The following is a 26,869-nucleotide window of genomic DNA, read 5'->3' on the forward strand; positions in this document are numbered from 1 at the left end:
GCGCACGGTTTCCATTCAGCAAATGCCGATCACGCTCAGAGGTGGTCGGCTTAACCAATAAGGTGACGACGATGGGAAAAATCCACGACTTTAAGAAACTGTTCAAATCAATGCTTGGCAAGAAGCAAATCGCGGAAATAGAGTTGACCTCGCCGGTGGATAAAGAAAACCTGCAACAGTTGGTGAGCGCCTTCGGCGGCAAAGAGAATATCGTCAGTCTGGATGCCTGCATTACGCGTCTGCGGGTCGAAGTACACGACCTGCGGTCGGTCAACAGCGCGCATCTGCAAAAACTGGGCGCGCTGGGCGTCATTATTGTCGACAATCAGGTTCAGGCGATCTTTGGCAGACAATCCGATAACCTGCGGCGCGAACTGGCCCACTGGTTTGACGTTGAGGACAGCGTCCCGCGCTAAGCACCTGCATCGCATCAATCCTTAACGACCACCGCCTCAATCCGTGAGGCGGTGATGGTTGCTCAATATGCGCTGGCGTCATTCAGCAGGCCAATATCCTCCGGCGATAGCGGCAGCCGAGTCGCCCCCGCCAGTTCCTTGACTTGTTCCAGTGACGTGGCGCTGACGATAGGCGCCGTCATCCCCGGACGCGCTATCAGCCAGGCCAACGCCACTTGTGACGGCGTCACATGATGCAGGTTGGCGACGCTCTCCAATGCTTCAATGATGGTGCGCCCCCGATCATTCAGATACTTTTCCACCACACTTTGCCCGCGCGCACTTTTTGCCGCGTCCTCCGGCTGGCGGTATTTGCCAGACAGAAAACCGCTTGCCAGCGAATAGTAGCTGATCACGCCAAGTCCGTGTTCCAGAACCAGAGGCTCCAGCGCCGCCTCATAGCCTTGGCGGTCATACAGGTTGTATTCAGGTTGCAATGTTTCATAACGCGCCAGATTATTGTCCGCGCTGACTTTCAGCGCTTCCGCCAGCCTGTTCGCCGCATAATTTGATGCGCCAATCGCCCGAACTTTGCCCTCTTTAATCAGCGCGTCAAAGGCGGCGAGCGTTTCCTCCAGCGGCGTCGCTTTATCATCTTCATGAGACTGATAAAGGTCGATATAATCGGTCTGCAACCGCTGCAACGACGCTTTCACCGCCTGGCGAATATAGCGTGCGGACAACCCTTTTTTACCATCCCCCATATCCATGCCTACTTTGGTGGCGATAATCACCTTGTCGCGCTGGCCGGTCTTTTTCAACCAATTGCCGATAATGATTTCGGACTCACCGCCCTGATTGTCTGGCGCCCAGACAGAATACACATCCGCGGTATCAATGAAATTCAACTGATGTTCCAACAAGGCATCAAGAATACGAAACGAGGTGGGCTGATCGATGGTCCAGCCAAACACATTTCCCCCGAAGGTCAATGAAGGGACTTTGATCCCGGAGCGTCCCAGTTCACGGACAGATTCAGAAGCTGACATAAATCATTTCTCCTTATTGAGTAAAAGCGGGAAACCTCATAAAAGCGCAATAGGTTCAGCAGCAATCTGGCAGACACCGCTAAAGCACGAAGTTCTGCGTTACCCGGTCTTCAGGTGAAAACAACGACATCATCACAAAAATGAGGGATTCCATCTGTGGTATCAAAATATTGAATGGATAAAACTGAGTAATAACCAGATACACCATTTAGTTTAGATACTTTGCCACTATATAATTGCGTTTTTGTGTTATTCATCTCATTTTTAGTGCAAGCGTTGCATAGAATGACCTGGAAAACTTGGACTGCCTCATATTTGGAGCACACATGTCTCTATCCCATATTGCGCAATTCGTTTTGGCGTTGGTTGTAGTCGGCGCGCTGGCGCTACTGGTCTGTCGGGATCGTAAAAACATCCGCATCCGCTTTATTATTCAACTGCTGGTGATTGAAATCCTGCTTGCCTACTTCTTCCTCTACTCGAACATCGGGTTGGGCGCGGTCAAAGCGGTTGCGGCGCTGTTCGATAAACTGCTCGGATTCGCCGGTCAAGGGACGGATTTCGTCTTCGGCGACATGGTGAATAGCGAAAAGAACCTGATTTCGTTCTTCTTCAAAGTGCTCTGCCCCATCGTCTTCATTTCTGCGTTAATCGGGATTTTGCAATACATCAAAGTGCTGCCCATCATCATCCGTGTGATCGGCACGGTGCTGTCCAAAGTTAATGGTATGGGGAAACTCGAATCCTTTAACGCCGTCAGTTCACTGATCCTTGGTCAGTCCGAAAACTTCATTGCTTACAAAGACATTCTGGGCAAGATGTCTGAAAAACGGATGTACACCATGGCCGCCACCGCCATGTCGACGGTTTCCATGTCCATCGTCGGCGCCTATATGTCGATGATCGATGCCAAGTTCGTGGTCGCCGCGCTGATCCTGAACATGTTCAGCACCTTTATTGTGCTGTCGCTCATCAACCCGTACACCGTGGATGACGAGCCGGAGCTACAGTTAGGCAATCTGCATGAAGGTCAGAGCTTTTTTGAAATGCTGGGTGAATATATTCTGGCCGGTTTCAAAGTCGCGGTTATCGTTGCCGCGATGCTGATTGGCTTTATTGCCTTGATCGCCGCCATCAACGCCCTGTTCAGCGCCATCTTCGGCGTGAGCTTCCAGGATATTCTCGGTTACGTTTTCTATCCGTTTGCCTGGATTATGGGCATCCCTTCCCATGAAGCCTTGCAGGTCGGCAGCATTATGGCGACTAAACTGGTTTCCAACGAGTTCGTGGCCATGCTGGAACTGCAAAAAGTGGCTGATTCCCTGTCGCCGCGCAGCGTAGGTATCCTGTCGGTATTCCTGGTTTCCTTCGCCAACTTCTCATCGATCGGGATTATCGCCGGGGCGATTAAAGGCCTGAATGAACATCAGGGCAACGTGGTTTCCCGCTTTGGTCTGAAACTGGTTTATGGCTCGACGCTGGTCAGTATCCTGTCCGCGGCTATCGCGGGGCTGGTGCTGTAACCGTCTGGCTAAACATGTTTATCACTTCATCCGGCGGCATGCGCGCCGCCGGATTTTTTTTATCCGACAAACCCTGACACATCTTCCACATTTCCTTCATTTTTTCCCGGTAGAAACTGTTTAAACTAGTATGATAAGGCGTCTGGTTGACGAAAATGAAAACGTTTCAGTGACCTGCGCGATCCTTAGCGCCATCTGGAGAGATTAATCCATCACTATGAATGCCAACCGCCTCTTACGTTTGTTGATACTTGTCGCCGCCATCATCATTGCAGCCCTGCTGCTCTGGCGTCATTTCAACCCCATCCAGGCTACGCCGGGGCAGAGCGCTAGCGCGCAACAGCCTCGCGAAACCGGCGGCGGACGACGGGGAGGCATGAATGCGTTGCCGCCGGTACAGGCGGCATCAACGCAATCGGCATCCGTTCCCTACTATCTTTCCGGCCTCGGCACCGTGACCGCCGCCAATACCGTGACCATCCGCAGCCGGGTCAATGGTGAACTGATGGCGCTACACTTTCAGGAAGGCCAACAAGTCAAAGCCGGTGATTTACTGGCGGAGATCGACCCCAGGCCTTTTCAGGTCGAACTGACTCAGGCTGAGGGGCAATTGGCGAAAGATCAGGCGGTGCTGGCTAACGCCCGTCAGGATCTATCCCGCTATCAACAACTGGTGAAGAGCAACCTAATCTCGCGTCAGGAACTGGATGCGCAACTCGCTCAGGTTCGACAAGCACAAGGCACAATCAAAGCCGATGAAGGCGCGGTCGCCAGTGCGGAGTTACAGTTGGCTTACAGCAAGATCACCGCCCCCATTAGTGGCCGGGTCGGGCTGAAACAGGTGGATGTGGGAAATTACATCACCAGCGGTGATACTAACGGGCTGGTGGTCATCACGCAGACACAGCCTATCGATGTGGTGTTTACCGTACCGGAAGACGAGATCACCACCATCCTGAATGCGCAGAAATCCGGCCAGCCGCCGATTGTCGAAGCCTGGGATCGCGCCAATCAGAAACGGCTGTCGCAGGGCAGACTGCTCAGTATGGATAACCAGATCGATGCCGCCACCGGCACCATCAAGCTCAAAGCCCGTTTTGAAAATTTGGATGACGCGTTGTTTCCAAACCAGTTCGTTAACATCCGCATGAAGGTCGATACGTTGCAAAACGCCGTGGTTGCGCCGGTAGCCGCCGTGCAGATGGGCAACGAAGGACGTTTCGTCTGGATACTGAATGATAAGCAGGAAGTCAGCAAACGGCAGGTGACGACCGGCATTCAATATGGCCAGCAAATCGTGATTACCGCCGGTCTGGATGCCGGGGTGCAGGTGATTACCGACGGTATCGATCGGCTGACGGAAGGCGCGAAGGTGGATGTCCTGCCCGCGGCGCAAACAATACAAAGACCGGCCACCAGCGGGGAGAAACCCTGATGCGGGATAGCGTGCCAGCCAGTGGCGGCGGCCCATCACGGATCTTTATCCTACGACCCGTGGCCACCACGCTGTTGATGATCGCTATCCTGCTGGCGGGGATCATCGGCTACCGTGCGCTGCCGGTTGCGGCGTTGCCGGAAGTGGATTACCCGACGATCAAGGTGGTCACGCTCTATCCCGGCGCCAGCCCTGAAGTGGTGACCTCGGCGATCACCGCGCCACTGGAACGTCAGTTCGGCCAGATGTCCGGGCTGAAACAGATGTCAACCCAGAGTTCGGGCGGCGCGTCGGTCATCACGTTGCAATTCCAGCTTGAACTGTCGCTGGATATTGCGGAACAAGATGTGCAGGCCGCCATCAATGCGGCCACCAATCTGTTGCCCGACGACCTGCCCTACCCGCCGACCTACAGCAAGGTGAACCCGGCCGACCCGCCGATTATGACGCTGGCGGTCACCTCCAACGCCATGCCGATGACACAGGTTCAGGACATGGTCGATAATCGTATCGCGCAGAAAATCTCACAGGTGGCGGGCGTCGGTCTGGTTTCGCTGGCGGGCGGGCAACGTCCCGCCGTGCGGGTGAAACTCAACGCGCCCGCGCTGGCGGCGCAGGGTTTGACCAGCGAAGCGATTCGCACCGCCATCACCGCCGCCAACGTCAATTCCGCAAAGGGCAGTCTTGACGGCCCGACGCGCGCCATCACGCTGTCCGCCAACGATCAGATGAAATCGGTTGAGGATTATCGGCAACTGATCGTCGCCTGGCGCAATGATGCGCCGGTGCGCCTACGCGACGTCGCCACCATCGAACAGGCGGCGGAAAACACCTATCTGGCGGCCTGGGCCAATCGTCAGCAGGCGATCATTATCAACGTTCAGCGTCAGCCGGGCGCCAACGTGATCACCACCACCGACAGCATTCGCAAGCTGTTGCCGGGGCTGACGGCCAGCCTGCCGAAATCGGTCGAGGTCACGACCCTGACCGATCGCACCACCAGCATCCGCGCATCGGTTAAAGACGTCCAATTTGAATTATTGCTGGCTATCGCACTGGTGGTGATGGTGATCTACCTGTTTCTGCGCAATGCGGTCGCGACGCTTATTCCCAGCATCGTGGTGCCGCTATCGCTGATCGGCACGTTCGCCGCCATGTATTTCCTCGGCTTTTCCATCAACAATCTGACGCTGATGGCGCTGACCATCGCCACCGGTTTTGTGGTGGATGATGCGATCGTGGTGATTGAAAACATCGCCCGCTACATCGAAAAAGGGGAAAAACCGCGCGATGCGGCGTTGAAAGGTGCCGGAGAAATCGGCTTTACCATTATTTCATTGACCTTCTCGCTGATTGCCGTGCTGATCCCGTTGTTGTTTATGGGCGACATTATTGGCCGTCTGTTCCGGGAATTCGCCATCACGCTGGCGGTAGCGATCCTAATTTCGGCCGTGGTATCTCTGACGCTCACGCCGATGATGTGCGCCCATATGCTTAGTCATCGATCACTGCGTCAGCACAACCGGTTTACCCGCGCCAGCGAACAGTTCTTTACCCGGCTGGTGAACGCCTATGGCGTCTGGTTACGTAAGGTATTGAATCACCGCTGGTTAACGTTAAGCGTGGCGTTGGGTACCTTAGCGCTCACCATTCTTCTCTATCTGTGGATCCCTAAAGGCTTTTTTCCGGTGCAGGACAACGGCATTATTCAGGGGACGGTGCAAGCGCCGCAATCGGTCTCCTTCAGCAATATGGCGGAACGCCAGCAGCAAGTGGCATCGATTATCATGAAAGATCCGGCGGTACAGAGCGTGTCGTCGTTTGTCGGCGTTGACGGCGCCAACGCCACGCTGAACAGCGGCCGCTTGCAGATCCACCTGCGTCCGCTCAGCGAGCGCGGCGAACGCATTCCTGAGATCATTACCCGGCTGCAACAACAGACCGCGCAACTCCCCGGCATACAGCTTTACCTGCAACCGGTGCAGGATTTGACCATTGATACGCAGGTCAGCCGCACGCAATATCAGTTTACCTTGCAGGCCATGTCGCAGGAGGAACTGAGCCTGTGGGTGCCGAAGCTGATGGCGGAACTGCAAAAGTTGCCGCAACTGGAAGACGTCAGTAGCGACTGGCAGGATCGCGCGCCGGTGGCTTATGTCAACGTCAACCGCGACAGCGCCAGCCGTTTGGGAATTACCATGTCGCAGGTTGACAGCGCCCTGTATAACGCGTTCGGGCAACGCCTGATTTCCACGATTTATACCCAGGCCAGCCAGTATCGCGTGGTGCTGGAACACAATAACGCCAATCATTCCGCCATTGACGGCAACGCGCTGGATGCCCTGAACGACGTGCGGTTAGTCAGCAGCGACGGCGGCGCGATCCCGCTGAGTAGTATCGCGACCATTGAGGAGCGTCTGGGGCCGCTGGCGATCAACCGCATCGATCAATTTCCCTCAACCATCATCTCTTTTAATGTGAATAGTGACTACTCGCTGGATGAGGCGGTGAACGCCATCACGCTGGCGGAACAGCAGATGAATCTGCCGACGGATATCACCACCCGTTTTCAGGGCAGCACGCTGGCGTTCCAGTCCGCGCTGAGCAGTACGGTGTGGCTGATTGTGGCGGCGGTGGTCGCCATGTACATTGTGCTTGGCGTATTGTACGAAAGCTTCATTCATCCGGTGACCATCCTTTCCACGTTGCCCACGGCGGGCGTCGGCGCGTTGCTGGCGCTGATGATGGCCGGCAGAGAACTGGATGTGATTGCCATAATCGGCATCATTCTGCTGATCGGCATCGTGAAAAAGAACGCCATCATGATGATCGACTTCGCGCTGGCTGCTGAACGGGAACAGGGCATGACGCCTTATGACGCCATCTATCAGGCTTGTCTGTTGCGTTTTCGTCCCATCCTGATGACCACCCTGGCAGCGCTGCTCAGCGCCTTGCCGCTGATGCTGAGTACCGGCGTGGGCGCGGAATTACGCCAACCGCTGGGGATCTGTATGGTTGGCGGTCTGATCATGAGCCAGATCCTCACGCTGTTTACCACACCGGTGATTTATCTGCTGTTTGATCGGCTGGCGCAACGTTTTCGCCGCGCACCTCGTCAGGAGGAAGAAAGCGCGTGAGGTTCTTCGCCCTGTTCATTCACCGGCCCGTCGCCACCACGCTGCTGACGCTAGCTATCGCCATTTGCGGCATCATCGGATTTCGGCTGCTGCCGGTCGCTCCCTTGCCGCAGGTGGATTTTCCGGTTATCTCGGTCAGCGCTTCGCTGCCGGGCGCGTCGCCGGAAACCATGGCCTCGTCGATCGCCACGCCGCTGGAACGCGCATTGGGCCGGATTGCCGGCGTCAGCGAAATGACCTCCACCAGTTCACTCGGCAGCACACGCATCATTCTGGTATTCAATCTCGACAGGGATATCAACGGCGCCGCCCGTGATGTGCAGGCCGCCATCAATGCCGCTCAGAATCTGTTGCCGTCCGGCATGGCGAGCCGCCCCACCTACCGCAAGGCCAACCCGTCCGATGCGCCGATTATGATCCTGACGCTGACGTCGGATACCTATGATCAGGGCCAACTCTATGACTTTGCTTCAACCCAACTGGCGCAGAAAATTGCCCAGATGGAAGGCGTGGGGGATGTTTCCATCAGCGGCAGTTCCCTGCCGGCGGTGCGCGTGGCCCTGAACCCTGTGGCGCTGTTTAATCAGGGGATTTCGCTGGATGCCGTGCGTCAGGCCATCAGCCAGGCCAATGTGCGCCAGCCGTTGGGCAATATCGCCAATCATCAACAAAGCTGGCAAATACAGACCAATGATGAACTGAAAAGCGCCGCGGCCTATAAGCCGCTGATTATCCACTACCGCAACGGCGCCGCGGTACGGCTGAGCGATGTGGCGACAGTGGAAGATGCGGTGCAAGACGCGCGCAACGCGGGGATGGCGAACGCCGAACCCGCCGTTCTGGTGATGATCCGCCGTACCCCCGACGCCAACATCATTAACACCGTCGATAATATCCGTGCCGCGTTGCCGACGCTGCGCGCCAGCCTGCCTGCGGCGATCCAACTTGATATTGCCCAGGATCGCTCGCCGACTATCCGCGCTTCGCTCGCCGAGGTCGAACAGTCGCTGATCATCGCCGTGGCGCTGGTCATTCTGGTGGTGTTTGTGTTTCTGCGTTCCTGGCGCGCCACTTTTATTCCCGCCGTGGCGGTGCCGGTTTCCCTGATCGGCACCTTCGCCGCCATGTATCTCTGCGGGTTCAGTCTGAATAACCTGTCGCTGATGGCGCTCACCATCGCCACCGGTTTTGTGGTGGATGATGCGATTGTGGTGCTGGAAAATATTTCCCGTCACATTGAAGCGGGCATGAAGCCGCTGCAAGCCTCGTTGCAAGGGGTGCGTGAAGTAGGTTTCACCGTGATGTCGATGAGTATTTCGCTGGTGGCGGTGTTCATTCCGCTGTTATTGATGGACGGTTTACCGGGCCGACTGCTTCGGGAGTTTGCCGTGACGCTGTCAGTGGCGATCATGATTTCGCTGCTGATTTCACTGACGCTGACGCCGATGATGTGCGCCCGATTATTGCGCGCCGCGCCTGCGCGTAGTCAACCGCGTAATCGTGGTTTCAGCCGCGTCATCACCTCGGTGCAACAACGCTATGGCCGTTCGCTTATGTGGGTGCTCAACCATGCCCGTTGGGTATTGGCGCTGTTGCTGGGGACGATGGCGCTGAATGTCTGGCTGTATATCAGCATCCCGAAAACCTTTTTCCCTGAGCAGGATAATGGCCGGCTGATGGGATTTATTCAGGCCGATCAGAGCATTTCCTTTCAGGCGATGAAAGTGAAACTACAGAACTTCATGACCATTGTGCGCAACGATCCCGCCGTGGATAACGTGACCGGCTTTACCGGCGGAACGCGCACCAACGGCGGATCGATGTTTATCTCCCTCAAACCGCTGTCCGAACGTGATGTCAGCGCTCAGCAGGTCATCAGCCGTCTGAGGATTAAGCTGTCGAAAGAAGCGGGCGCCAGTCTGTTTTTAATGCCGGTGCAGGATATCCACATCGGTGGACGCCAGGCGAACGCCAGCTACCAGTACACCTTGCTGTCTGATGATGTGAGCGAACTTCGCTTCTGGGAACCGAAAATCAGTGATGCCCTGAGCAAGTTGCCTGAACTGGCCGATGTGAACTCCGATCAACAGAATAAAGGGGCGGAAATGGCGCTCACCTACAATCGTGATGTCATGGCGCAACTGGGGATCAGCGTCGCCAGCGCCAATGCGTTATTGAACAATGCGTTCGGCCAGCGTCAGATCTCCACCATGTATCAGCCGCTTAACCAATACAAAGTGGTGATGGAAGTCGATGCAGCCTATACGCAGGATGTGAGTGCGCTGGATAGCATGTTCGTCATCAATAACGACGGCAAGCCGATCCCGCTCTCTTATTTTGCCCGTTGGCAGCCCATCAATGCGCCGCTGTCGGTGAACCATCAGGGCTTGTCCGCGGCTTCAACCCTATCCTTCAACTTATCCGACGGGACGACGCTTTCCGCAGCCACGACCGCCGTTGAACGGGCCATGACCGCGCTGGGCGCGCCGACCACCGTGCGGGGACAATTCTCCGGCACGGCGCAGGCTTTCCAACAGTCGCAATCCGCGCAGTTGGTGTTGATTCTGGCGGCGATCATCACGGTCTATATTGTGCTCGGCGTGCTGTATGAAAGTTACGTGCATCCGCTTACCATTCTCTCCACCCTGCCTTCCGCGGGCGTGGGCGCGCTGCTGGCGCTGGAGTGGTTCGGCGCGCCGTTCAGCCTGATTGCGCTGATTGGCATTATGTTGCTGATCGGTATCATTAAAAAGAACGCCATCATGATGGTGGACTTTGCGCTGGCGGCGCAACGAACCAGCGGGATCAGCGCCAAAGACGCCATTTTTCAGGCCAGCCTGTTGCGTTTCCGGCCGATTATGATGACCACGCTCGCCGCGCTGTTTGGCGCGTTGCCGTTGGTGCTGACCAGCGGCGACGGCGCCGAATTGCGCCAACCGCTGGGGATCACCATTGTCGGCGGGTTGCTGGTAAGCCAGTTGCTCACGCTGTACACCACGCCGGTGGTATATCTGTTTTTTGATAAGCTGAGAAATAGGAGAAGCAAAAAACCCATGCTGACGAACGTGAATCATGCCGCCGGGAAACCCTGACCGATGAACACCCCTCCTGCTTCGGTGCGCTGGCAACTCTGGATTGTCGCCTTCGGCTTTTTCATGCAAACGCTGGATACCACTATTGTGAATACCGCGCTGCCGTCAATGGCCGCCAGCCTGAATGAAAGCCCGCTGCGGATGCATTCCGTAATTGTCTCCTATGTGCTGACCGTCGCCGTCATGTTACCGGCCAGCGGCTGGCTGGCTGATCGCATCGGTGTTAAAAATATCCTCTTTTGCGCCATTGTGCTTTTTACGCTGGGCTCGCTGCTGTGCGCCCGTTCGCAAACGCTGGACGAATTGCTGATCTCCCGCGTCATTCAAGGCATCGGCGGCGCGATGATGGTGCCGGTGGGACGGCTGACCGTAATGAAAATTGTGCCGCGCAATCAATATATGGCGGCCATGACCTTTGTGACCCTTCCCGGCCAGATCGGTCCGCTGATGGGACCAGCCCTCGGCGGCTTTCTGGTGGAATACGCCAGTTGGCACTGGATTTTCCTGATCAATCTGCCGGTGGGGATCGCCGGGGCGCTGGCAACCTGGCTCCTGATGCCGAATTACACCATGCAAACACCGCGTTTTGATATGCGCGGCTTCCTGTGGCTCACTGTCGGGATGGCGACATTGACGCTGGCGCTGGATGGCAATCGCAGCCTGGGCATATCGCCGATCGCTATTTTTGCGTTGATCGCCATCGGGTTGATTTCCCTGCTGAGCTATTGGCTGCACGCCCGCAACAATCCCCTGGCCTTATTTAACCTGCGACTTTTCAATACCCAGACCTTTTCCATCGGCTTGACCGGCGGGTTGCTGGCGCGCATCGGCAGCGCCATGCTGCCGTTTATGACGCCGTTATTCCTGCAAGTGGGGATGGGATTTTCCCCCTTTCATGCCGGGCTAATGATGATCCCGATGGTGCTCGGCAGCATGGGCGTCAAACGGGTGGTGGTGCAAATCGTCAATCAGTTTGGCTATCGCCGGGTGCTGACGGCATCGACCTTGCTGCTGGCGCTGGCGGCGTTGCTGTTTGCACTGGTGGCGATAATGCAATGGATGTGGCTGCTGCCGGTGGTGCTGATCTTCCTCGGCTGCATAAATTCGATCCGTTTTTCCTGCATGAACACGCTGACGCTGAAAGATCTGCCGGACTCCCTGACCAGCGGCGGCAATAGCCTGCTTTCAATGACCATGCAGATCTCCACCAGTCTGGGCGTCAGTGTGGCCGGGATCTTGTTGAGGATATTTTCGCAACAACACATCAGCATGGGCGCCGCCGAAACCCAAACCGTATTCCTTTACACCTATCTCAGCATGGTGGTCATCATCGCGTTGCCAGCCTTGATTTTTCATCGTGTACCGCCGGATAGCGTCAAACAATCGACGCTTCCCCGTCGGTCGTGAGGTTGCTATGAAATTTGGAATTACCGCCAAGCTATTCCTCGCCATTTTCGCCACCTGCATGTTGGTGTTGATCACCATGCACTGGGGCGTGCGCGTGAGTTTCGAACGCGGGTTTATTGATTACATCAAACGCGACAATGAACAACGCGTGGTTCAACTACGGGACGCGCTGGCCGAGCAATACCAGTCACACGGAGACTGGTCGTTTCTGCGGAATAACGAGCGTCTGGTATTTAAAATACTGCATTCGATGGATCAGAATACTGACGACAACGCCAACAACCGCATGCAAGGCTGGCGGGTACGCCTCTGGGTGCTGGATGCCGCCAAAAACAAACTGTTTGGTTCGCAGGCCCCGATCCCCATAGAAGGCATGTGGCATCCCATTGTGGTGCAAAATCATCGGGTTGGCTGGGTTGTTGCCTCCCCCGTCGAGCGGCTGACCCGCAATGCCGATATCAACTTTGATAAACAGCAGCAGCGAACCAGTTGGCTGATTGTCGCCCTATCGACACTGCTGGCGATCATTGTCACCTGGTTGACCTCACGCGGCCTGCTGGCGCCGGCAAAACGGCTGGTCAACGGCATACACCGTTTGGCCGCCGGTGATTTCAGCGCGCGCGTATCCGCCGCAAGCCACGATGAACTTGGCCGTCTGGCGCAAGATTTTAATCAGCTTGCCGGCGCATTGGAAAAAAACGAACAGTCGCGCCGGGATTTCATGGCCGATGTTTCCCACGAATTGCGCACGCCGCTGGCCGTGTTGCGTGGTGAACTGGAAGCCTTGCAGGATGGCGTTCGTCAACCTGACGCCAGTTCATTGAGTTCGCTTCAGGCGGAAGTGGCGACGTTAACCAAACTGGTGGACGATCTTCATCAACTCTCGTTGTCCGATCTGGGCGCGCTGGCCTACCGCCGGGTCACCGTGGATGTGGTGCAACTGCTGCACATCGCGGTTGCCGCATTCAGCGATCGCTATCAGAAAAAGCGCATTGCACTAACGATGGACTTCCCGGCGCAAGCCACGGTTTTCGGCGACCCGGACCGCTTGAGCCAGTTGTTTAATAACCTGCTGGAAAACAGCCTGCGCTACACCGACGAACAGGGGAAACTAGCGATACAGATTACGCTGCGCCAGAAACGGCTATACCTCCGTTGGCAGGACAGCGCCCCCGGCGTCAGCGACGAACAGCTTACGCTGATTTTTGAACGCTTTTACCGGGCGGAAAGCTCGCGCAATCGAGCCAGCGGCGGTTCCGGGCTGGGGCTGGCCATCTGCAATAATATCGTTGAGGCGCATGGCGGACGACTGTATGCTGAGCACTCCTCATGGGGCGGCCTGTTGATTACTGTCGAGCTTCCCCTGCATACAGCGGAATAATGCGTTACAACAGAACCCGGTATGATGACAACTGAATCGGCTTTCGCTAATCCTTTACCCGTATTGATCGTCGAAGATGAGCCAAAGCTTGGGCAACTCCTGGTCGATTATCTTCAGGCTGCTGGTTATCAAACCCATTGGATCACCAACGGCGACGACGTCGTTGACTGGGTGCGACAAACCCCGCCCGCGCTGATCCTGTTGGATCTGATGCTGCCGGGCTGCGATGGCCTGACTCTCTGCCGCACCATCCGTCAATTCTCCAACGTGCCCATCATTATGGTGACCGCCCGCAGCGAGGAGATCGATCGCCTGCTTGGGCTGGAAATCGGCGCGGATGACTACATTTGTAAGCCCTTCAGCCCACGGGAAGTAGTGGTCAGAGTCAGAACAATGCTGCGTCGTTGCGGCTGGCAAAGCGAACCCAAACAACCGATGGGCAAAAACGCGTTACGGATCGATAAAAGCGGTTTTCAGGCCAGCTACCTCGGCCAGAATCTTGATTTGACTCCGGCGGAATTCAGGCTGCTCAAAACATTATCCACCGAACCGGGCAAAGTTTTTTCCCGTGAGGAATTGCTGGATAAACTCTATGACGACTACCGGGTCGTCACCGATCGTACCATTGACAGTCACATCAAAAACCTGCGCCGCAAGCTGGAACAGCTTGACGGGGAAACCTCATTTATTCGTACCGTTTATGGCATAGGTTATCGCTGGGAAGCGACGCCTGGCGAGTTGGTTTAATCCGACGCTTGCCGCGCACCGCGAACGGCGGGCGCAAGCGCTGACCAGACCACGCCGGATACGGTCAAAAAATCTGTCGGACTTATTTAAAAATTTATCATTTTTTCTTTATCTGTGGCTGTTAACCTTGCAGGCCTGAAGTAATAAACAGCATACGAACAGATTGGGGATGAAACGATGTCAGGTTTAGTAGACGGTAAATGGGTAAACGGCGATGTGGCGGCTGAGGAAATAAAAAACGGCGCTTTTCATCGCGAGGAAACAAAATTCCGGCAAACCGAAATCGTGCCGGAATCCGGGCGTTACCAGCTTTTCGTCTCTTATCTCTGTCCGTGGGCATCACGCACGCTGATTTTCCGCAAACTGAAAGGGCTGGAAAACATCATTCAGCTTTCCATCGCCGAACCGCATATCGGCGATAACGGCTGGGAATTCACTACCCCGCAGGACGCTGGCGAACACGTCGCGCCAATCCGTTTTCTGCATCAGCTTTATAGCGCCAGCGAACCGCACTATACCGGGAAAGTTTCGGTTCCGGTCTTATGGGATCGGGTTGAAGGCCGGATAGTGAATAATGAGTCCGCTGACATTATCCGCATATTGAACCACGCTTTTAACCACCTGACGGATAATCATCTGGATTTTTATCCACCCGCGCTGCGTAGCGAGATCGATAGCTGGAATGAAACGATTTATCAAAATGTAAACAACGGCGTATATAAAACGGGATTCTCCAAAACGCAGGCGAGCTATGATCAAGCGATCATCCCCCTGTTCAGCACCCTGGATAAACTGGAACAACGTCTGACGACCCACCGCTACATCGCCGGCAATACCCTGACCGAAGCGGACTGGCGTTTGTTCGTTACCTTGATCCGTTTTGATGTCGCCTACCACGGCGCTTTCAAATGCAACCTGCGTCGTATCGAAGATTACCCGCATTTGTCGAACTACCTGCGCGAGTTATATCAATGGCCGGGCGTTGCGGAAACGGTCAATATCGGCCACATCAAAGCCGGTTACTATGGCATTGCCTGGCTCAACCCCACCCAGATTGTGCCTGCCGGCCCGGAAACGGATTTGTATCGTCCGCACGATCGAAATGCGCTGGGCGAATCCACTGTCGCCAGCCGCTAATGATCATCACGCCCGCAAGACGCCGTGACGGTTGCGGGCCATCGCCGTTGATGTACATCAAACAATAGGCCCACTTTTCGCAGGCCCTCTGCTGCATTTTTTCCGCATTAGCGCTAGAATCCCCGCCTTTACTGTTCCCATCGGGAGCAGCCTGACTTGTGATCAGAATTGAGAGACCTCCATGTTCAAACCGGAATTACTTTCTCCGGCCGGTACGCTGAAAAATATGCGCTACGCCTTTGCCTATGGCGCGGATGCGATTTATGCCGGTCAACCCCGTTACAGCCTGCGCGTGCGCAACAATGAATTCAACCACCAGACGTTGGCGCAAGCCATTGCGGAAGCGCATGATCTGGGTAAGAAATTCTACGTCGTCGTCAACATTGCTCCCCATAACGCCAAGCTGAAAACCTTCCTGCGCGACCTGCAACCAGTGATTGAAATGGGGCCGGACGCGTTGATCATGTCCGATCCAGGCCTGATTATGCTGGTACGGGAAAACTTTCCGCAGATGCCGATCCATCTTTCCGTGCAAGCCAACGCGGTGAACTGGGCTACCGTGAAATTCTGGCAGCAAATGGGACTGAGCCGCGTAATTTTATCCCGCGAATTGTCGCTGGAAGAGATCGAGGAAATCCGCAAAAACGTGCCGGAGATGGAACTGGAGATCTTCGTCCACGGCGCCTTATGTATGGCCTATTCCGGGCGTTGCCTGCTATCTGGCTACATCAATAAGCGCGATCCCAATCAAGGCACCTGCACCAACGCTTGCCGTTGGGAATATAACGTACAGGAAGGGAAAGAGGACGACGTCGGCAATATCGTGCACCAGCATGAACCGATTGCGGTGAAAAACGCCGCACCGACGCTGGGTATCGGCGCGCCGACGGACAAAGTCTTTATGCTGGAAGAAAACCAGCGTTCCGGCGAGTACATGAGCGCGTTTGAAGACGAGCACGGCACCTACATCATGAACTCCCGCGATTTACGCGCCATTCAGCACGTCGAACGACTGACGCAAATGCAGGTGCATTCGCTGAAGATTGAAGGCCGCACCAAATCGTTCTACTACTGCGCCCGTACCGCTCAGGTGTACCGGCTGGCGATTGATGACGCCGCCGCGGGAAAACCCTTCGATCCGACGTTGTTGCAAACCCTGGAAGGTCTGGCTCACCGCGGCTATACCGAAGGCTTCCTGCGCCGCCATGTGCATGAGGATTATCAGAATTACGATTACGGTTATTCTGTCTCCGATCGCCAGCAGTTCGTGGGGGAATTTACCGGGGTTCGCCGCGACGGACTGGCGGAAGTCGCGGTAAAAAACAAATTCTCCTGCGGCGACAGTGTGGAAATGATGACGCCCAACGGCAATATTCAGTTTACCATTGAAGCCATGCAAAATGCCAAGGGACAGGCGGCGGATATCGCGCCAGGCAACGGCCATATCGTCTATTTGCCGGTTCCTGATGACATTACGCTGGATTATGCGTTGCTGCTGCGTAATTTGCCTGGCACCACTACGCGCAATCCCAACGCGAAATAGCTTGCCGCCGCGCCGGATTGTTGAGGACGATCAGTTGATGGCGATCGGGCGAAAAAACGGATATAACTACAAAAAGCAGGGTTTTGGATAAATATTAGAATCAGATCACATCAATTGCCAAGCCTTCTGGGTACTATGGCGTTGCTGAGAAAATTTAGAACGAAAAATAAGCGTAGTGATACTACTAGGAACCACCTCCTTGGCCCGCTCAATCTCCCTTGAGCGGGCTTTTTCTTTTTCACTGCTTTGACGCTTCCATTCTCTCTCCCCAACACACTGATTCACAATTCACCGACTCTTCTGATATCTGTGCCGGTATTTCCTGACTATGCTTAGCAGGCTTAAACCTACCGCTTTCATCTGAACGCCTTGATATGGAGAATGCTATGGATAAACGTCCGGTTACCTTACTGATCCTGAATGGAAAAAGTGCTGACAACGAGGAACTTCGCGCAGCAATCAAGGCATTTCGTCAGGACGGTTATCATCTGGATGTCCGTGTAACCTGGGAATTTGGCGACGCGCAACGCTATGTGGAAGAAGCCGTCCGTCTGAAAGCCGATAATGTGATTGCCGCGGGCGGCGATGGCACCATTAATGAAGTCGCCGCCGCGCTTGCCAGACAATCGGAAGGGAAACGGCCTTGCCTCGGCATTATTCCATTGGGAACCGCCAATGATTTCGCCGCCAGCAGCCAGATCCCCATTGAACTGGACCACGCGTTGACGCTGGCCATCAAAGGCCGGCCAACGGCGATCGATATGGCGAGAGTGAATGACGAGCACTATTTCATCAACATGGCGACCGGCGGATTCGCCACGCGGATCACCCGCGAAACGCCCGCCAGAATGAAATCGGCGTTAGGCGGCGCGTCTTATGTGCTGCATGCGTTGTTCCGCATGGATATGCTGCAATCGGAGCGCTGTGAAATCCGCGGCCCGGATTTTAGCTGGTCAGGCGATACGCTGGTGGTTGCCGTGGGAAATGGTCGTCAGGCGGGCGGCGGGCAGATGCTCTGCCCGGATGCGTTGATCAACGACGGATTTCTGGAACTCAGCGTACTTTCCGCACAGGAGTTGTTGCCCAATATGCTTCAGGCGTGGTTCACCGGCAGTGAAAACCAGAACATGATCTCCGCGACCTTGCCCTGGCTGGAAATCATCGCGCCAGACGAGATGACATTCAATCTGGACGGTGAACCGCTCAAGGCAAAACGTTTCCACATCGAAGTGCTGCCCGCCGCAATTCGGTGTCGCCTGCCACCGCAATGCGCGTTGCTTGGATAGCCGCTATTCCCGCTTCAAGCGGTTGCTATTCGCCAGATAAAGCGTAACCACCAGCAGTAAAATAGCAGCCGCATACACCAGCGTATCCCACGGGTTTTTGTGATCGACAATAATCAACCGGATAATCGCGGTGATGCCGATGTAAATAAAATAGCGCAGTGGAAAGTGATAGCCGGACTGGAAATACTTGACGATCAGCGCAATAAACTCAAAGTAGAGAAAGTAGATGACGATGCCTTCTATCAACTGATAAGAAGAATCCTTTTCGCTGCTGATCAAGAGCACCTTGCCCAGATGTATTGTTTCCTTCACCAAAAAAATCACCAATATCAGCGCCAGCGCCAAAAGCCCGATATTCAGTACCGTTTGCAGCACTTTTGCAGCCAGAACGCTGCGAGCCGAACCTGCCATATCCATTTCCTCACGTCATACCATTAACTCATCAAAGGCAAGTTATACTTGTTACGCTTGCTTGCCTGGCAAGGGCATCCTCTCCATTGCCTCAACAGCAGGACAGCCCGATGACAGCCGTCATCGGGCTGTCCTGCGTATCCTGAAAATTACCGGGCGCCATTGCCAATGTCTATGCGTTTTGGCTGTTAATTTAATTGATTTACGCCAGCCGGCGTTCATTCACCACCAGCGATGAAAATGATGTACCGGCCCGATGCCCTGCCCGACTTCCAGCGAATCAGCCTGTTGCAATGCCTGTTGCAGATACGCTTTGGCTTCCCTCACGGTATCGACCCAGGACGAATGCCGTGGCCGTAATGCGGCAAGCGCGGCGGAGAGTGTACACCCGGTGCCGTGCGTATGTCGGGTATTCACCCGCACTGAAGTAAAACGCAGAGGTGGCGCTTGTCGGCTGAACAGCCAGTCCGGGCTTTCCTCTTCATGCAGGTGCCCTCCTTTCATCAATACCGCCCGACATCCCATTGCCAGCAATGCTTCGCCTTGTTCAATCATCTCCTGTTCGCTGACGGCAGGCGAACAATCGAGCAAGACGGCGGCTTCCGGCAGGTTCGGCGTAATCAATGACACATGCGGCAACAATAACTGGCGCAACGACGCCACTGCACCGGACGAAAGCAGCGGATCGCCGCTTTTCGCCAGCATCACCGTATCCAGCACCACGAAGGGCGGTTGGTAATGACGCAGACGTTCGGCAACAACCTCGACAATATCCGTCTGCGCCAGCATGCCGATTTTGACGCTATCGATGCGGACATCGCTCAGCACCGAGTCCAGTTGCGCGGCGACAAAGCCGGGTTCAATCCGGTAGATTGACTGTACGCCCCGCGTGTTCTGCGCCACCAGCGCGGTAATAACCGTCGCGCCATAAGCGCCTAACGCGGAAAAAGTTTTTAAATCCGCCTGAATGCCCGCGCCGCCGCTGGGATCAGTACCGGCGATGGTGAGCGCGTTAATTCGTTTCATGCCAGATCCTCCGCCCGCAGTCCGTAAAGCCGGTCGAGAAACGCCGGGATAAAACTGCCCGGCCCCTGCGCCTGCGACGCCGCCTGAGCCCCCGCCAGCGACATGACATAACAAGCCGTCGCCACATGTTGCAACCGATCGCCGTCCAGCGCACAAAATCCCGCCACCACAGCAGACAAGGCGCAGCCGGTTCCGACGACACGAGTCATGATTTTATCGCCACCGTTAATTGAAAAATCCCTTTCGCCATCAGTAACATAATCCACTTCGCCCGTCACCGCGACAATCGTTGACAGACGACGCGCCAGAACACGGGCGGCAGGCAGCGCACGTAACGAGTCGTCGGTACTGTCCACGCCCCGCCCCCGTACATCCAAACCGGATAGCGCCATGATCTCCGAGGCGTTTGCACGGATCGCGGCTGGTTTCAAGGCCAGCAGTTCGTGAGCAAATTCCGTGCGCAACGTCAGTCCGCCGACGGCGACAGGATCAAGCGCCCAAGGCGTACCGGCCTGATTCGCGCTGCAAACCGCAGCCCGCATAGCTTGCGCCCGCGCCCGATCCAGCGTTCCCACGTTAATCAACAATGCATCCGCCAGCGCACTGAACTGGGCGGCTTCGCCAGGATCGACCACCATCGCGGGCGAGGCGTTTAACGCCAGCAAGACATTCGCGGTAAACGACTGCACCACATCGTTGGTCAGACAGTGTACCAATGGAGAAAGCGCATGAAATTGCACCAGAGAGGCTGCCGCGGCGGCGGCAGATAAAGAGACAGGTCGAGTATTCATCATTCTCCCAACCGGCGATCAAGAAGGCGGCAACCGGTTGGCATACCGTGACTTCCCTCCGCTGGCATTATCCAGTTCAGGTAATACGGGTATTTCTCAGCCCTTGCGGACACCCCGAGTCATTGATAACTCATTGTAATACAATAAATTAGCCGCCATCAGCGCAACTTGTACAGATCAAAGAGTATATAAGCGCGCGATGAACGGCAATCGTAATATGTTAACTGTTCTCGAAATAACCTAAATACCTTGCGTTTTTTTCATCACCGTTTCACCAAGTGTATCGCATGGTGGCCAATCTTGTATTTTTTCTTACTAAGCATAGTATAAGTTTGATGAGGAAATTATAAGAAGCCTTACCTATACTTATCATCCTTCGAGTGATTATGCGCACTGACGGCATCTCGAAATTTACTGGTATGTATGTCACCTAAAAGCATGAATTTTCGGCAGGTTCCGTCCCATCGCACAGCACGAACGGAACACTCGCTGAGATTCAGGTAAGCATCATACTTTTGCACATCGTATTTTCAGGAGGTTTACAGTGGGATATGCAACAACCAATCCGTATACGGGCGAAGTTATTAAAACCTTCCCAGACGCCACTGACGCTCAAGTCACTGAAGCCATCACGAAAGCACATAACGCCTTTCTGAAATGGAAAGAGGAATCGTTCTCAACGCGCGGCGCGATATTGCAAAAAGCGGCCGATCTGTTGCGTCAGAATCAGGAGGAGTTCGCACGTTTGCTGACGCTGGAAATGGGAAAACTAATTGGCGAAGCACGTGCGGAGGTCGAATTGTCCGCCCAAATCTTCGAGTACTATGTGCATAATGCGGAACGCTTACTGGAACCTGAAACGCTGCCGGTCGCCAACCCAAGAAAAGCGACGGCGCAGGTGGTTCATGAACCCCTGGGCGTGCTGCTGGCTATCGAACCCTGGAACTTCCCGTACTATCAGATTGCGCGCATTATTGCGCCGCAACTTTCCGCGGGTAATACCATGCTCCTGAAACACGCATCAAACGTTCCGCAAAGCGCCGCCCGTTTTGAACAACTGATGAAAGACGCGGGCTTGCCGGATGGCGCATTCACCAACCTGTACGCCAACCGCCAGCACATCGAGATGATTCTGAACGATCCGCGGGTACAGGGCGTCGCGTTAACTGGTTCGGAAGGCGCCGGGGCAATGGTGGCGCAACAAGCGGCGAAAGCGCTGAAGAAATCGACGTTGGAATTAGGCGGCGCCGATGCGTTTGTCGTTCTGGCTGACGCCGATTTGGAAAAAACGGTTAAATGGGCCGTGTTTGGCCGCCACTGGAATGGCGGTCAGGTTTGCGTCTCCTCCAAACGCATGATCATCGTTGACGAGGTATACGACGAATTTCTTGAACGCTATACAAAGGGCGTTGCCGCACTGCGCGCTGGCGACCCGTTTGATGAAAACACCACCCTCGCCCCGCTTTCTTCGCAGGATGCCGTTGAAGAAGTCAAAGAAAAAATCCAGTTGGCCGTTTCTCACGGCGCGGTGGCGGTGGAAGTCGGCCCGGCAGTACCGCAGCAGGGCGCTTTCGTTCAACCGACGATCCTGACGGATATCACCCCCGATAACCCGGCTTATCACATGGAGTTTTTCGGCCCGGTTTCCATGATCTTCCGCGCCAAAGATGAAGATGACGCGGTCTTCATTGCCAACGACTCGCCTTTCGGCCTTGGTGGTTCCGTATTCACACGCGATACGGCGCACGGCGCGGAAGTTGCGAAACGCATCTCAACGGGGATGGTGTACATCAACCATCCGACGCGGGTGAAAGCCGACCTGCCCTTCGGCGGCGTTCGGCGTTCGGGCTATGGACGTGAGCTCATCGGATTAGGCATCAAAGAGTTTGTTAACCACAAATTGATTTCTATTGTCGATATTGATGCTGAGTTTTAAGGGCGACGCGATGTGCGTAATGAAAATGAAGACACTCTCTGACGTCATCGCCCGGCAAAAGTAATTCTTTATCGCCCCTGTAATTGATTGAAAATACCGTCCTCCAGCACTCGTTATGGCTGAAAGACGGTATTCTGTTTCGCATTCTCTTCCGCATTATTGTCATAACCGAGTCGGCCAATAAACGGCAAGCGCAACGCTGGGGGATTGACATCCACCCCCAGATTGACGCCCAGAATATTAGCCTCAAAGCCTTCTTCCACGCCAATGGTCATGCCGAGAACCCCCAGCAGCGATATCTGTAGCCCTCGGCCCGACGGCGGTAAACCAATCGGACGCGTCAACGGTCGGTAATCTTTACCGATGGCGTTGGCGGGCAAGTCCAGTTTCAATTGCGGCACTTCCCTGCCGATATGCGCGATAAAGGTATTGCTATTCGGCCCCGGCCAGGCCCGATAGGTTTGCGGCCAGGGATAACTTTTAATCGCGGCTTCGATCTGCGGGATCATGGCTTGCGCCTGCGCGCCGCGATGTTCCACCAGAAGCTTTGGCGTCGCGCCGTACCAGAATCCGTCAGGAAGCGAGCGGTTAAGACGCACCACGTCATCGCTGCCCCAACTGACCACCTCGTAACGGCGATATTGCATTTCCCCGGCGTTCTTGAAAATAATCCACGGATGAACCGCGACCAGACCGCGCCAGCCATAGGTTGGCGCGGCATAAACCTGAACGATGGCGGTACTGCGCGACCGCATCGGATCCGGCGCGATCCCGGCTGAATCGCGCCGTGACGACCACCAGCCTTGACCACTCAATGTCTCTCCATTACCGGTTGAATGCGCCCAACTCTGCCAAAACGACAAAAGCAACACACAGAGAAAACCAAGACTCAGCACTTTTAGGTACGTCATAGGCCATTGATCCACTGAAAAGACATTTAACATGAACATTAACGACATCAAATGCGCGGAGAAACCGTCGCCGCAAGAAAATCGGGATGTCGTGCGCACAAGCTTGCATATCGAAAATGGAATGCGTTATCATCCACCCCGGCTACCTACTTTTACATCTTTTTGATTTTTCGTTCACTGAATATTCAGTGTGATTTCTCTTGTCCGCTCGATTGCCAGTACTGGTTGATAAGCGGAACAGTGATGTAAAAGGCCATTTCCATGTCATTTTCCTCCATTCGTAATTTTTGCATTATCGCCCATATCGACCACGGTAAATCCACGCTTGCCGATCGTTTTATTGAGTTAACCTCTACCGTGGCCCAGCGGGACATGCGGGAACTGCTGCTCGACTCAATGGATATTGAGCGTGAACGCGGCATCACCATCAAGCTGCAAACAGTGCGCATGCGTTATCAGAGCGATGAGGGCCGACAGTATCAATTCAATCTGGTGGATACGCCGGGACACGTTGATTTTTCGGCGGAAGTTTCACGCAGCCTGGCCGCTTGTGAAGGGGCGATATTGCTGATTGATGCCACGCAAGGCGTTCAGGCCCAGACCATCGCCAATCTCAATCTGGCGCGACAACATGGGCTAACCATACTGCCGGTCCTGAACAAAATTGATAGTCCGCAAGCCGATATCGATAACGTGATGCGGCAACTGGCCGACATTCCCGCACTGGATATCAGCACGGTGTTGTCGGTATCGGCCAAAACCGGTGAAGGCGTGGCCGCCGTGCTCGCATTCATCGCCCGGCATTTCCCCTCTCCGCGCGGCGAATCGCATGACCCACTCAGGGCGTTGGTCTTTGACTCCCATTACGATCCTTATCACGGCGCCATCATGCATGTGCGTATTGTGGACGGCAGCATCAACATCGGCGATCCCCTCTGTTTCATGTCATCCGGTTTTCGCTTTGAGGTCACTGAAACCGGGGCTTTCCTGCCTGAGCGCCAGCCGTGTAAAAAACTGGATACCGGAGAAGTGGGTTATATCGCAGCCGGGATTAAAGATGCAGGCGCGATCCGGGTTGGCGATACCCTGACGCTGGCGGCCAATCCCGCAACCGAAGCAGTTTCCCGCTATCAGGAGATGAAGCCGATGGTGTTTTCCGGGCTCTATCCCGATGCCGATGACGATCTTAAAGGATTGCGCAACGCCATGGATAAACTGTCTCTTAATGATGCGGCGCTGCACATTGAGCCGGAAGTCTCCGCATCGCTGGGCGCGGGCTTCCGCTGTGGTTTTCTGGGTATGCTGCACATGGATATTGTCCGTGAGCGCCTGAAACGGGAATACGGCATCTCGGTGATTGCCACCGCACCGAGCGTTGAATATCGCGTCTGGTTACATAACGGCCAATGCCTGAGCGTCGATAATCCGGCTCATTTTCCGGGTGAAGACGTGCTGAATTACGTCGAAGAACCTTATGTGGTCAGCACCATTCATACGCCGGATACGTATGTCGGCGCTATGATGGAGTTTTGCGCCTCCCGGCGCGGCGAGTTTGTGGATATGCATTATCTGGACGGCGGCGCCGTGCGTCTGACCTGGGAGATCCCGCTTAATGAGATGGTTTTTGGCTTTTTTGATACGCTGAAATCTCTTACCCAGGGCTACGCCACGCTCGATTACGAGTTCTCAGGGTATCGCCGCGCCGATCTGGTGCGCTGCGATATTTATCTCGATAACCAACTGGTGGATGCCTTTTCTTTTATCATCGCCAGACAAAAAGCCTGGACGCGAGCGTCCGAAATCGTTAAAACACTTAAATACGTCATCCCACGCAAGCTGTATCCGGTGCCGGTACAGGCAAAAGTGGAAAACCGCTTTATCGCGCGGGAAGATATCCCGCCGTTGCGTAAAACCGCGCTGGCGCAAGGATTTCAGGGCAGCGTATCGCAGAAACAACGGCTCATTCGCAAGCAACGCGAAAATAAGAAACACAATATCGGGTTTTCAAAACGGGAAATCCCGCGTGAGGCGTTTATGGCGATTTTAGCGATTGACAGGTGATGATTTATCGCACACTTACGACTGGAATTATCATGGGTATATTTAAAACAATGTTCAGTCAATATCGATCCACTAAAAGAGGGATTTATGATTAAGGGTGATAGCCATTTATCTCATTATCTTCAGTATTTACTTAAACCTCATATTTTATGCTGGGCGGTATTCTCTTTTTGGGCATTAACCGCCCAGGCCGGCAAGAATGAGAAAATAGCGCAACTGATTGATCAGCGTTTGGATTATATGAAAGATGTCGCTGGTTATAAGGCTGAAAATCATTTGCCTATCGAGGATTTGCCCCAGGAGCGTAAGGTGATTGAAAAATCATTGGTTGAGACAGAGTCTTTGGGCCTGGAAGGGGAATCCGTCAGGAATTTTATGATTGCACAAATCAGCGTGGCGAAAACCATTCAATATCGCTATCGCGCCGACTGGCTATCCGTGCCGGAAAAAAACTGGAAACCGCGGGATTTGGCGGATATCCGGCAACGGATTAGCGCGCTGAGTGACGCCACTATCCGGCAAATCGCCGATGAACTAAAAAACAAACGCGGCGTTAAAGTCGATTACTGTTCATCAATCCAGACAATGCAACGGCATAATCTGAAAACGTCCGATAAAGAAATGCTTTGTTTGGCGTTAAATCAGATCACATTGAAGTAGCGCCGATGGTGTCGTTTTAAATTATGATGAGTTACATCATGGCGGCATGATTTTCTATCAAAAAATAAGGTCTGCTCCGCAATACCTAACCGATCAAAAACCTGAGAAATAGGTATAAAAAAATCTGGAAATGTTTTCATTCCCGGATTTTTGTTTGCCCGACAGCATCCAATAAAGACGCAAAAACCCGCATTTACGCGGGCTTAGTCTCATTTACCACCATCAGGCAGAGGTGTTTCAAGAGGAGAGATCACTTATATTTTTAGCTAATAAATTTAATAAATTCAACTAGATACGTCAAGACGCATATCAAATACCATGATTAATACCATGCCATCTTCCGCAAGCGAGTGATAGGCTTAGGACGCCAAAATGACCCTATCGCATTCTATGAGGACATACTCTGGCACATTGTCAAACTTGTGGGGATTTAGCTGCATCACATACTCATTCTCGATATGAAAGGACTCATTCACGAATTTTTGGAGGATGCTATCCTGCTCCCCATTGGCGGAACCGTGTACTTCCTTATAAATACGGAAAAGTGGATCTTGTCATACCCAACTGTAGCAGTTGTAAAGCGACGCTTCATCTCTGCCTTATCTTTAATTACGCCAAGCACCGAGGTGTAATTAAAAGCCGGAATAAATTTCTTGATGCCCGCTTCGGCATCTGCAACCTGTAGGGCGTCCATTGCGACATCGCCCACGGCGGATTTTAGAATAGGCACATCCCTAGCATGCAAAAGATTTGCCAAATAATTATATTCCACACCTAAATAGCTGTTCCAAATAGTAGATCACTTTGAGGGAACTCAGTCCGAGTTGAGCGATCTGATCAATCGCTAAAAATCACAAATCACCAACCGGACTGAGCGATGCCGATCATAGCACCAATACCCCGTACCGAACGACGTCGGATGCAGAAAACCATCCATAAAA

The 26,869-nt window shown here is 54.2% G+C and carries 20 protein-coding genes and 1 riboswitch; of the genes, 14 read left to right on the forward strand and 6 right to left on the reverse strand.

What is annotated here, in order from left to right; translation table 11 throughout:
• Positions 1 to 71 precede the first annotated feature (71 nt).
• Positions 72 to 416, forward strand: a complete 345-nt coding sequence (locus tag DES54_RS12555) for a glucose PTS transporter subunit EIIB (protein WP_113867870.1) — start codon at positions 72 to 74, stop codon at positions 414 to 416.
• Positions 417 to 478: 62 nt separating this feature from the next.
• On the opposite strand, the gene DES54_RS12560 is transcribed toward DES54_RS12555, so the two are convergent.
• On the reverse strand, positions 479 to 1,444 hold the full coding sequence (locus DES54_RS12560; protein ID WP_113867872.1) for an aldo/keto reductase: 966 nt from the start codon (positions 1,442 to 1,444) through the stop codon (positions 479 to 481).
• A 326-nt stretch (positions 1,445 to 1,770) separates the two neighbouring features.
• On the opposite strand from DES54_RS12560, the gene DES54_RS12565 reads away from it, so the two are divergent.
• From DES54_RS12565 to yegS, 10 genes are all read left to right on the forward strand, one after another.
• Entirely contained in the window at positions 1,771 to 2,967 is a 1,197-nt protein-coding gene (locus tag DES54_RS12565; protein ID WP_113867874.1) for a NupC/NupG family nucleoside CNT transporter, read from the forward strand.
• 217 nt (positions 2,968 to 3,184) lie between these two features.
• Entirely contained in the window at positions 3,185 to 4,402 is a 1,218-nt protein-coding gene (locus DES54_RS12570) for an MdtA/MuxA family multidrug efflux RND transporter periplasmic adaptor subunit (protein ID WP_113867876.1), read from the forward strand.
• Positions 4,402 to 7,539, forward strand: coding sequence for an MdtB/MuxB family multidrug efflux RND transporter permease subunit (locus DES54_RS12575; RefSeq protein ID WP_113867878.1), 3,138 nt, complete (start codon positions 4,402 to 4,404; stop codon positions 7,537 to 7,539). Before DES54_RS12570 ends, DES54_RS12575 begins: the two co-directional genes overlap by 1 nt.
• Positions 7,536 to 10,631 (forward strand): multidrug efflux RND transporter permease subunit MdtC, encoded by a 3,096-nt coding sequence (gene mdtC / locus DES54_RS12580; RefSeq protein ID WP_113867880.1) that lies wholly within the window; start codon positions 7,536 to 7,538, stop codon positions 10,629 to 10,631. Before DES54_RS12575 ends, mdtC begins: the two co-directional genes overlap by 4 nt.
• Positions 10,632 to 10,634: 3 nt before the next feature.
• Positions 10,635 to 12,038: a multidrug transporter subunit MdtD gene (gene mdtD, locus DES54_RS12585; protein ID WP_113867882.1), complete on the forward strand. Its 1,404-nt coding sequence runs from the start codon at positions 10,635 to 10,637 to the stop codon at positions 12,036 to 12,038.
• Positions 12,039 to 12,045: 7 nt separating this feature from the next.
• A complete protein-coding gene (gene baeS, locus DES54_RS12590) occupies positions 12,046 to 13,419 on the forward strand; it encodes an envelope stress sensor histidine kinase BaeS (protein ID WP_113867884.1) in 1,374 nt (457 codons plus the stop codon).
• 24 nt (positions 13,420 to 13,443) lie between these two features.
• A complete protein-coding gene (gene baeR, locus DES54_RS12595) occupies positions 13,444 to 14,166 on the forward strand; it encodes an envelope stress response regulator BaeR (RefSeq protein ID WP_113867905.1) in 723 nt (240 codons plus the stop codon).
• Positions 14,167 to 14,343: 177 nt separating this feature from the next.
• A complete protein-coding gene (locus DES54_RS12600; RefSeq protein WP_113867886.1) occupies positions 14,344 to 15,303 on the forward strand; it encodes a glutathione S-transferase family protein in 960 nt (319 codons plus the stop codon).
• A gap of 181 nt (positions 15,304 to 15,484) precedes the next feature.
• Positions 15,485 to 16,846 (forward strand): prephenate-dependent tRNA uridine(34) hydroxylase TrhP, encoded by a 1,362-nt coding sequence (trhP, locus tag DES54_RS12605; protein ID WP_113867888.1) that lies wholly within the window; start codon positions 15,485 to 15,487, stop codon positions 16,844 to 16,846.
• A gap of 386 nt (positions 16,847 to 17,232) precedes the next feature.
• Positions 17,233 to 18,132 carry a lipid kinase YegS gene (gene yegS, locus DES54_RS12610; protein ID WP_113867890.1) on the forward strand — a complete coding sequence of 300 codons (900 nt, stop codon included), beginning with the start codon at positions 17,233 to 17,235 and terminating at the stop codon, positions 18,130 to 18,132.
• A 3-nt stretch (positions 18,133 to 18,135) separates the two neighbouring features.
• On the opposite strand, the gene psiE is transcribed toward yegS, so the two are convergent.
• From psiE to thiM, 3 genes are all read right to left on the reverse strand, one after another.
• Positions 18,136 to 18,543 carry a phosphate-starvation-inducible protein PsiE gene (gene psiE, locus DES54_RS12615; protein ID WP_113867892.1) on the reverse strand — a complete coding sequence of 136 codons (408 nt, stop codon included), beginning with the start codon at positions 18,541 to 18,543 and terminating at the stop codon, positions 18,136 to 18,138.
• A 222-nt stretch (positions 18,544 to 18,765) separates the two neighbouring features.
• Positions 18,766 to 19,569, reverse strand: coding sequence for a bifunctional hydroxymethylpyrimidine kinase/phosphomethylpyrimidine kinase (gene thiD / locus DES54_RS12620; RefSeq protein ID WP_113867894.1), 804 nt, complete (start codon positions 19,567 to 19,569; stop codon positions 18,766 to 18,768).
• Positions 19,566 to 20,360, reverse strand: a complete 795-nt coding sequence (gene thiM / locus DES54_RS12625; protein ID WP_113867907.1) for a hydroxyethylthiazole kinase — start codon at positions 20,358 to 20,360, stop codon at positions 19,566 to 19,568. Before thiM ends, thiD begins: the two co-directional genes overlap by 4 nt.
• Before the next feature lie 36 nt (positions 20,361 to 20,396).
• Positions 20,397 to 20,487: riboswitch (TPP riboswitch) on the reverse strand.
• A 417-nt stretch (positions 20,488 to 20,904) separates the two neighbouring features.
• On the opposite strand from thiM, the gene DES54_RS12630 reads away from it, so the two are divergent.
• Positions 20,905 to 22,296, forward strand: a complete 1,392-nt coding sequence (locus DES54_RS12630; RefSeq protein WP_113867896.1) for an NAD-dependent succinate-semialdehyde dehydrogenase — start codon at positions 20,905 to 20,907, stop codon at positions 22,294 to 22,296.
• A gap of 113 nt (positions 22,297 to 22,409) precedes the next feature.
• Here the strand turns inward: DES54_RS12630 and DES54_RS12635 are convergent, their stop codons facing one another.
• Positions 22,410 to 23,207 (reverse strand): DUF3750 domain-containing protein, encoded by a 798-nt coding sequence (locus DES54_RS12635; RefSeq protein ID WP_113867898.1) that lies wholly within the window; start codon positions 23,205 to 23,207, stop codon positions 22,410 to 22,412.
• Positions 23,208 to 23,468: 261 nt separating this feature from the next.
• Between DES54_RS12635 and lepA the strand changes: the two genes are divergently transcribed.
• Positions 23,469 to 25,268: a translation elongation factor 4 gene (lepA, locus tag DES54_RS12640; RefSeq protein ID WP_113867900.1), complete on the forward strand. Its 1,800-nt coding sequence runs from the start codon at positions 23,469 to 23,471 to the stop codon at positions 25,266 to 25,268.
• 87 nt (positions 25,269 to 25,355) lie between these two features.
• The gene (locus DES54_RS12645) at positions 25,356 to 25,928 is read left to right on the forward strand and encodes a chorismate mutase (RefSeq protein ID WP_113867903.1); all 573 of its coding nucleotides are present in this window, start codon (positions 25,356 to 25,358) and stop codon (positions 25,926 to 25,928) included.
• A 472-nt stretch (positions 25,929 to 26,400) separates the two neighbouring features.
• Here DES54_RS12645 and DES54_RS12650 read toward each other — a convergent pair whose 3' ends face one another.
• Positions 26,401 to 26,685 (reverse strand): hypothetical protein, encoded by a 285-nt coding sequence (locus tag DES54_RS12650; RefSeq protein ID WP_205680220.1) that lies wholly within the window; start codon positions 26,683 to 26,685, stop codon positions 26,401 to 26,403.
• Between the last annotated feature and the right edge of the window lie 184 nt (positions 26,686 to 26,869).

Origin of the sequence: Brenneria salicis ATCC 15712 = DSM 30166, from assembly GCF_003315515.1 — a bacterium.
GTDB classification, from domain to species: Bacteria; Pseudomonadota; Gammaproteobacteria; order Enterobacterales; family Enterobacteriaceae; genus Brenneria; species Brenneria salicis.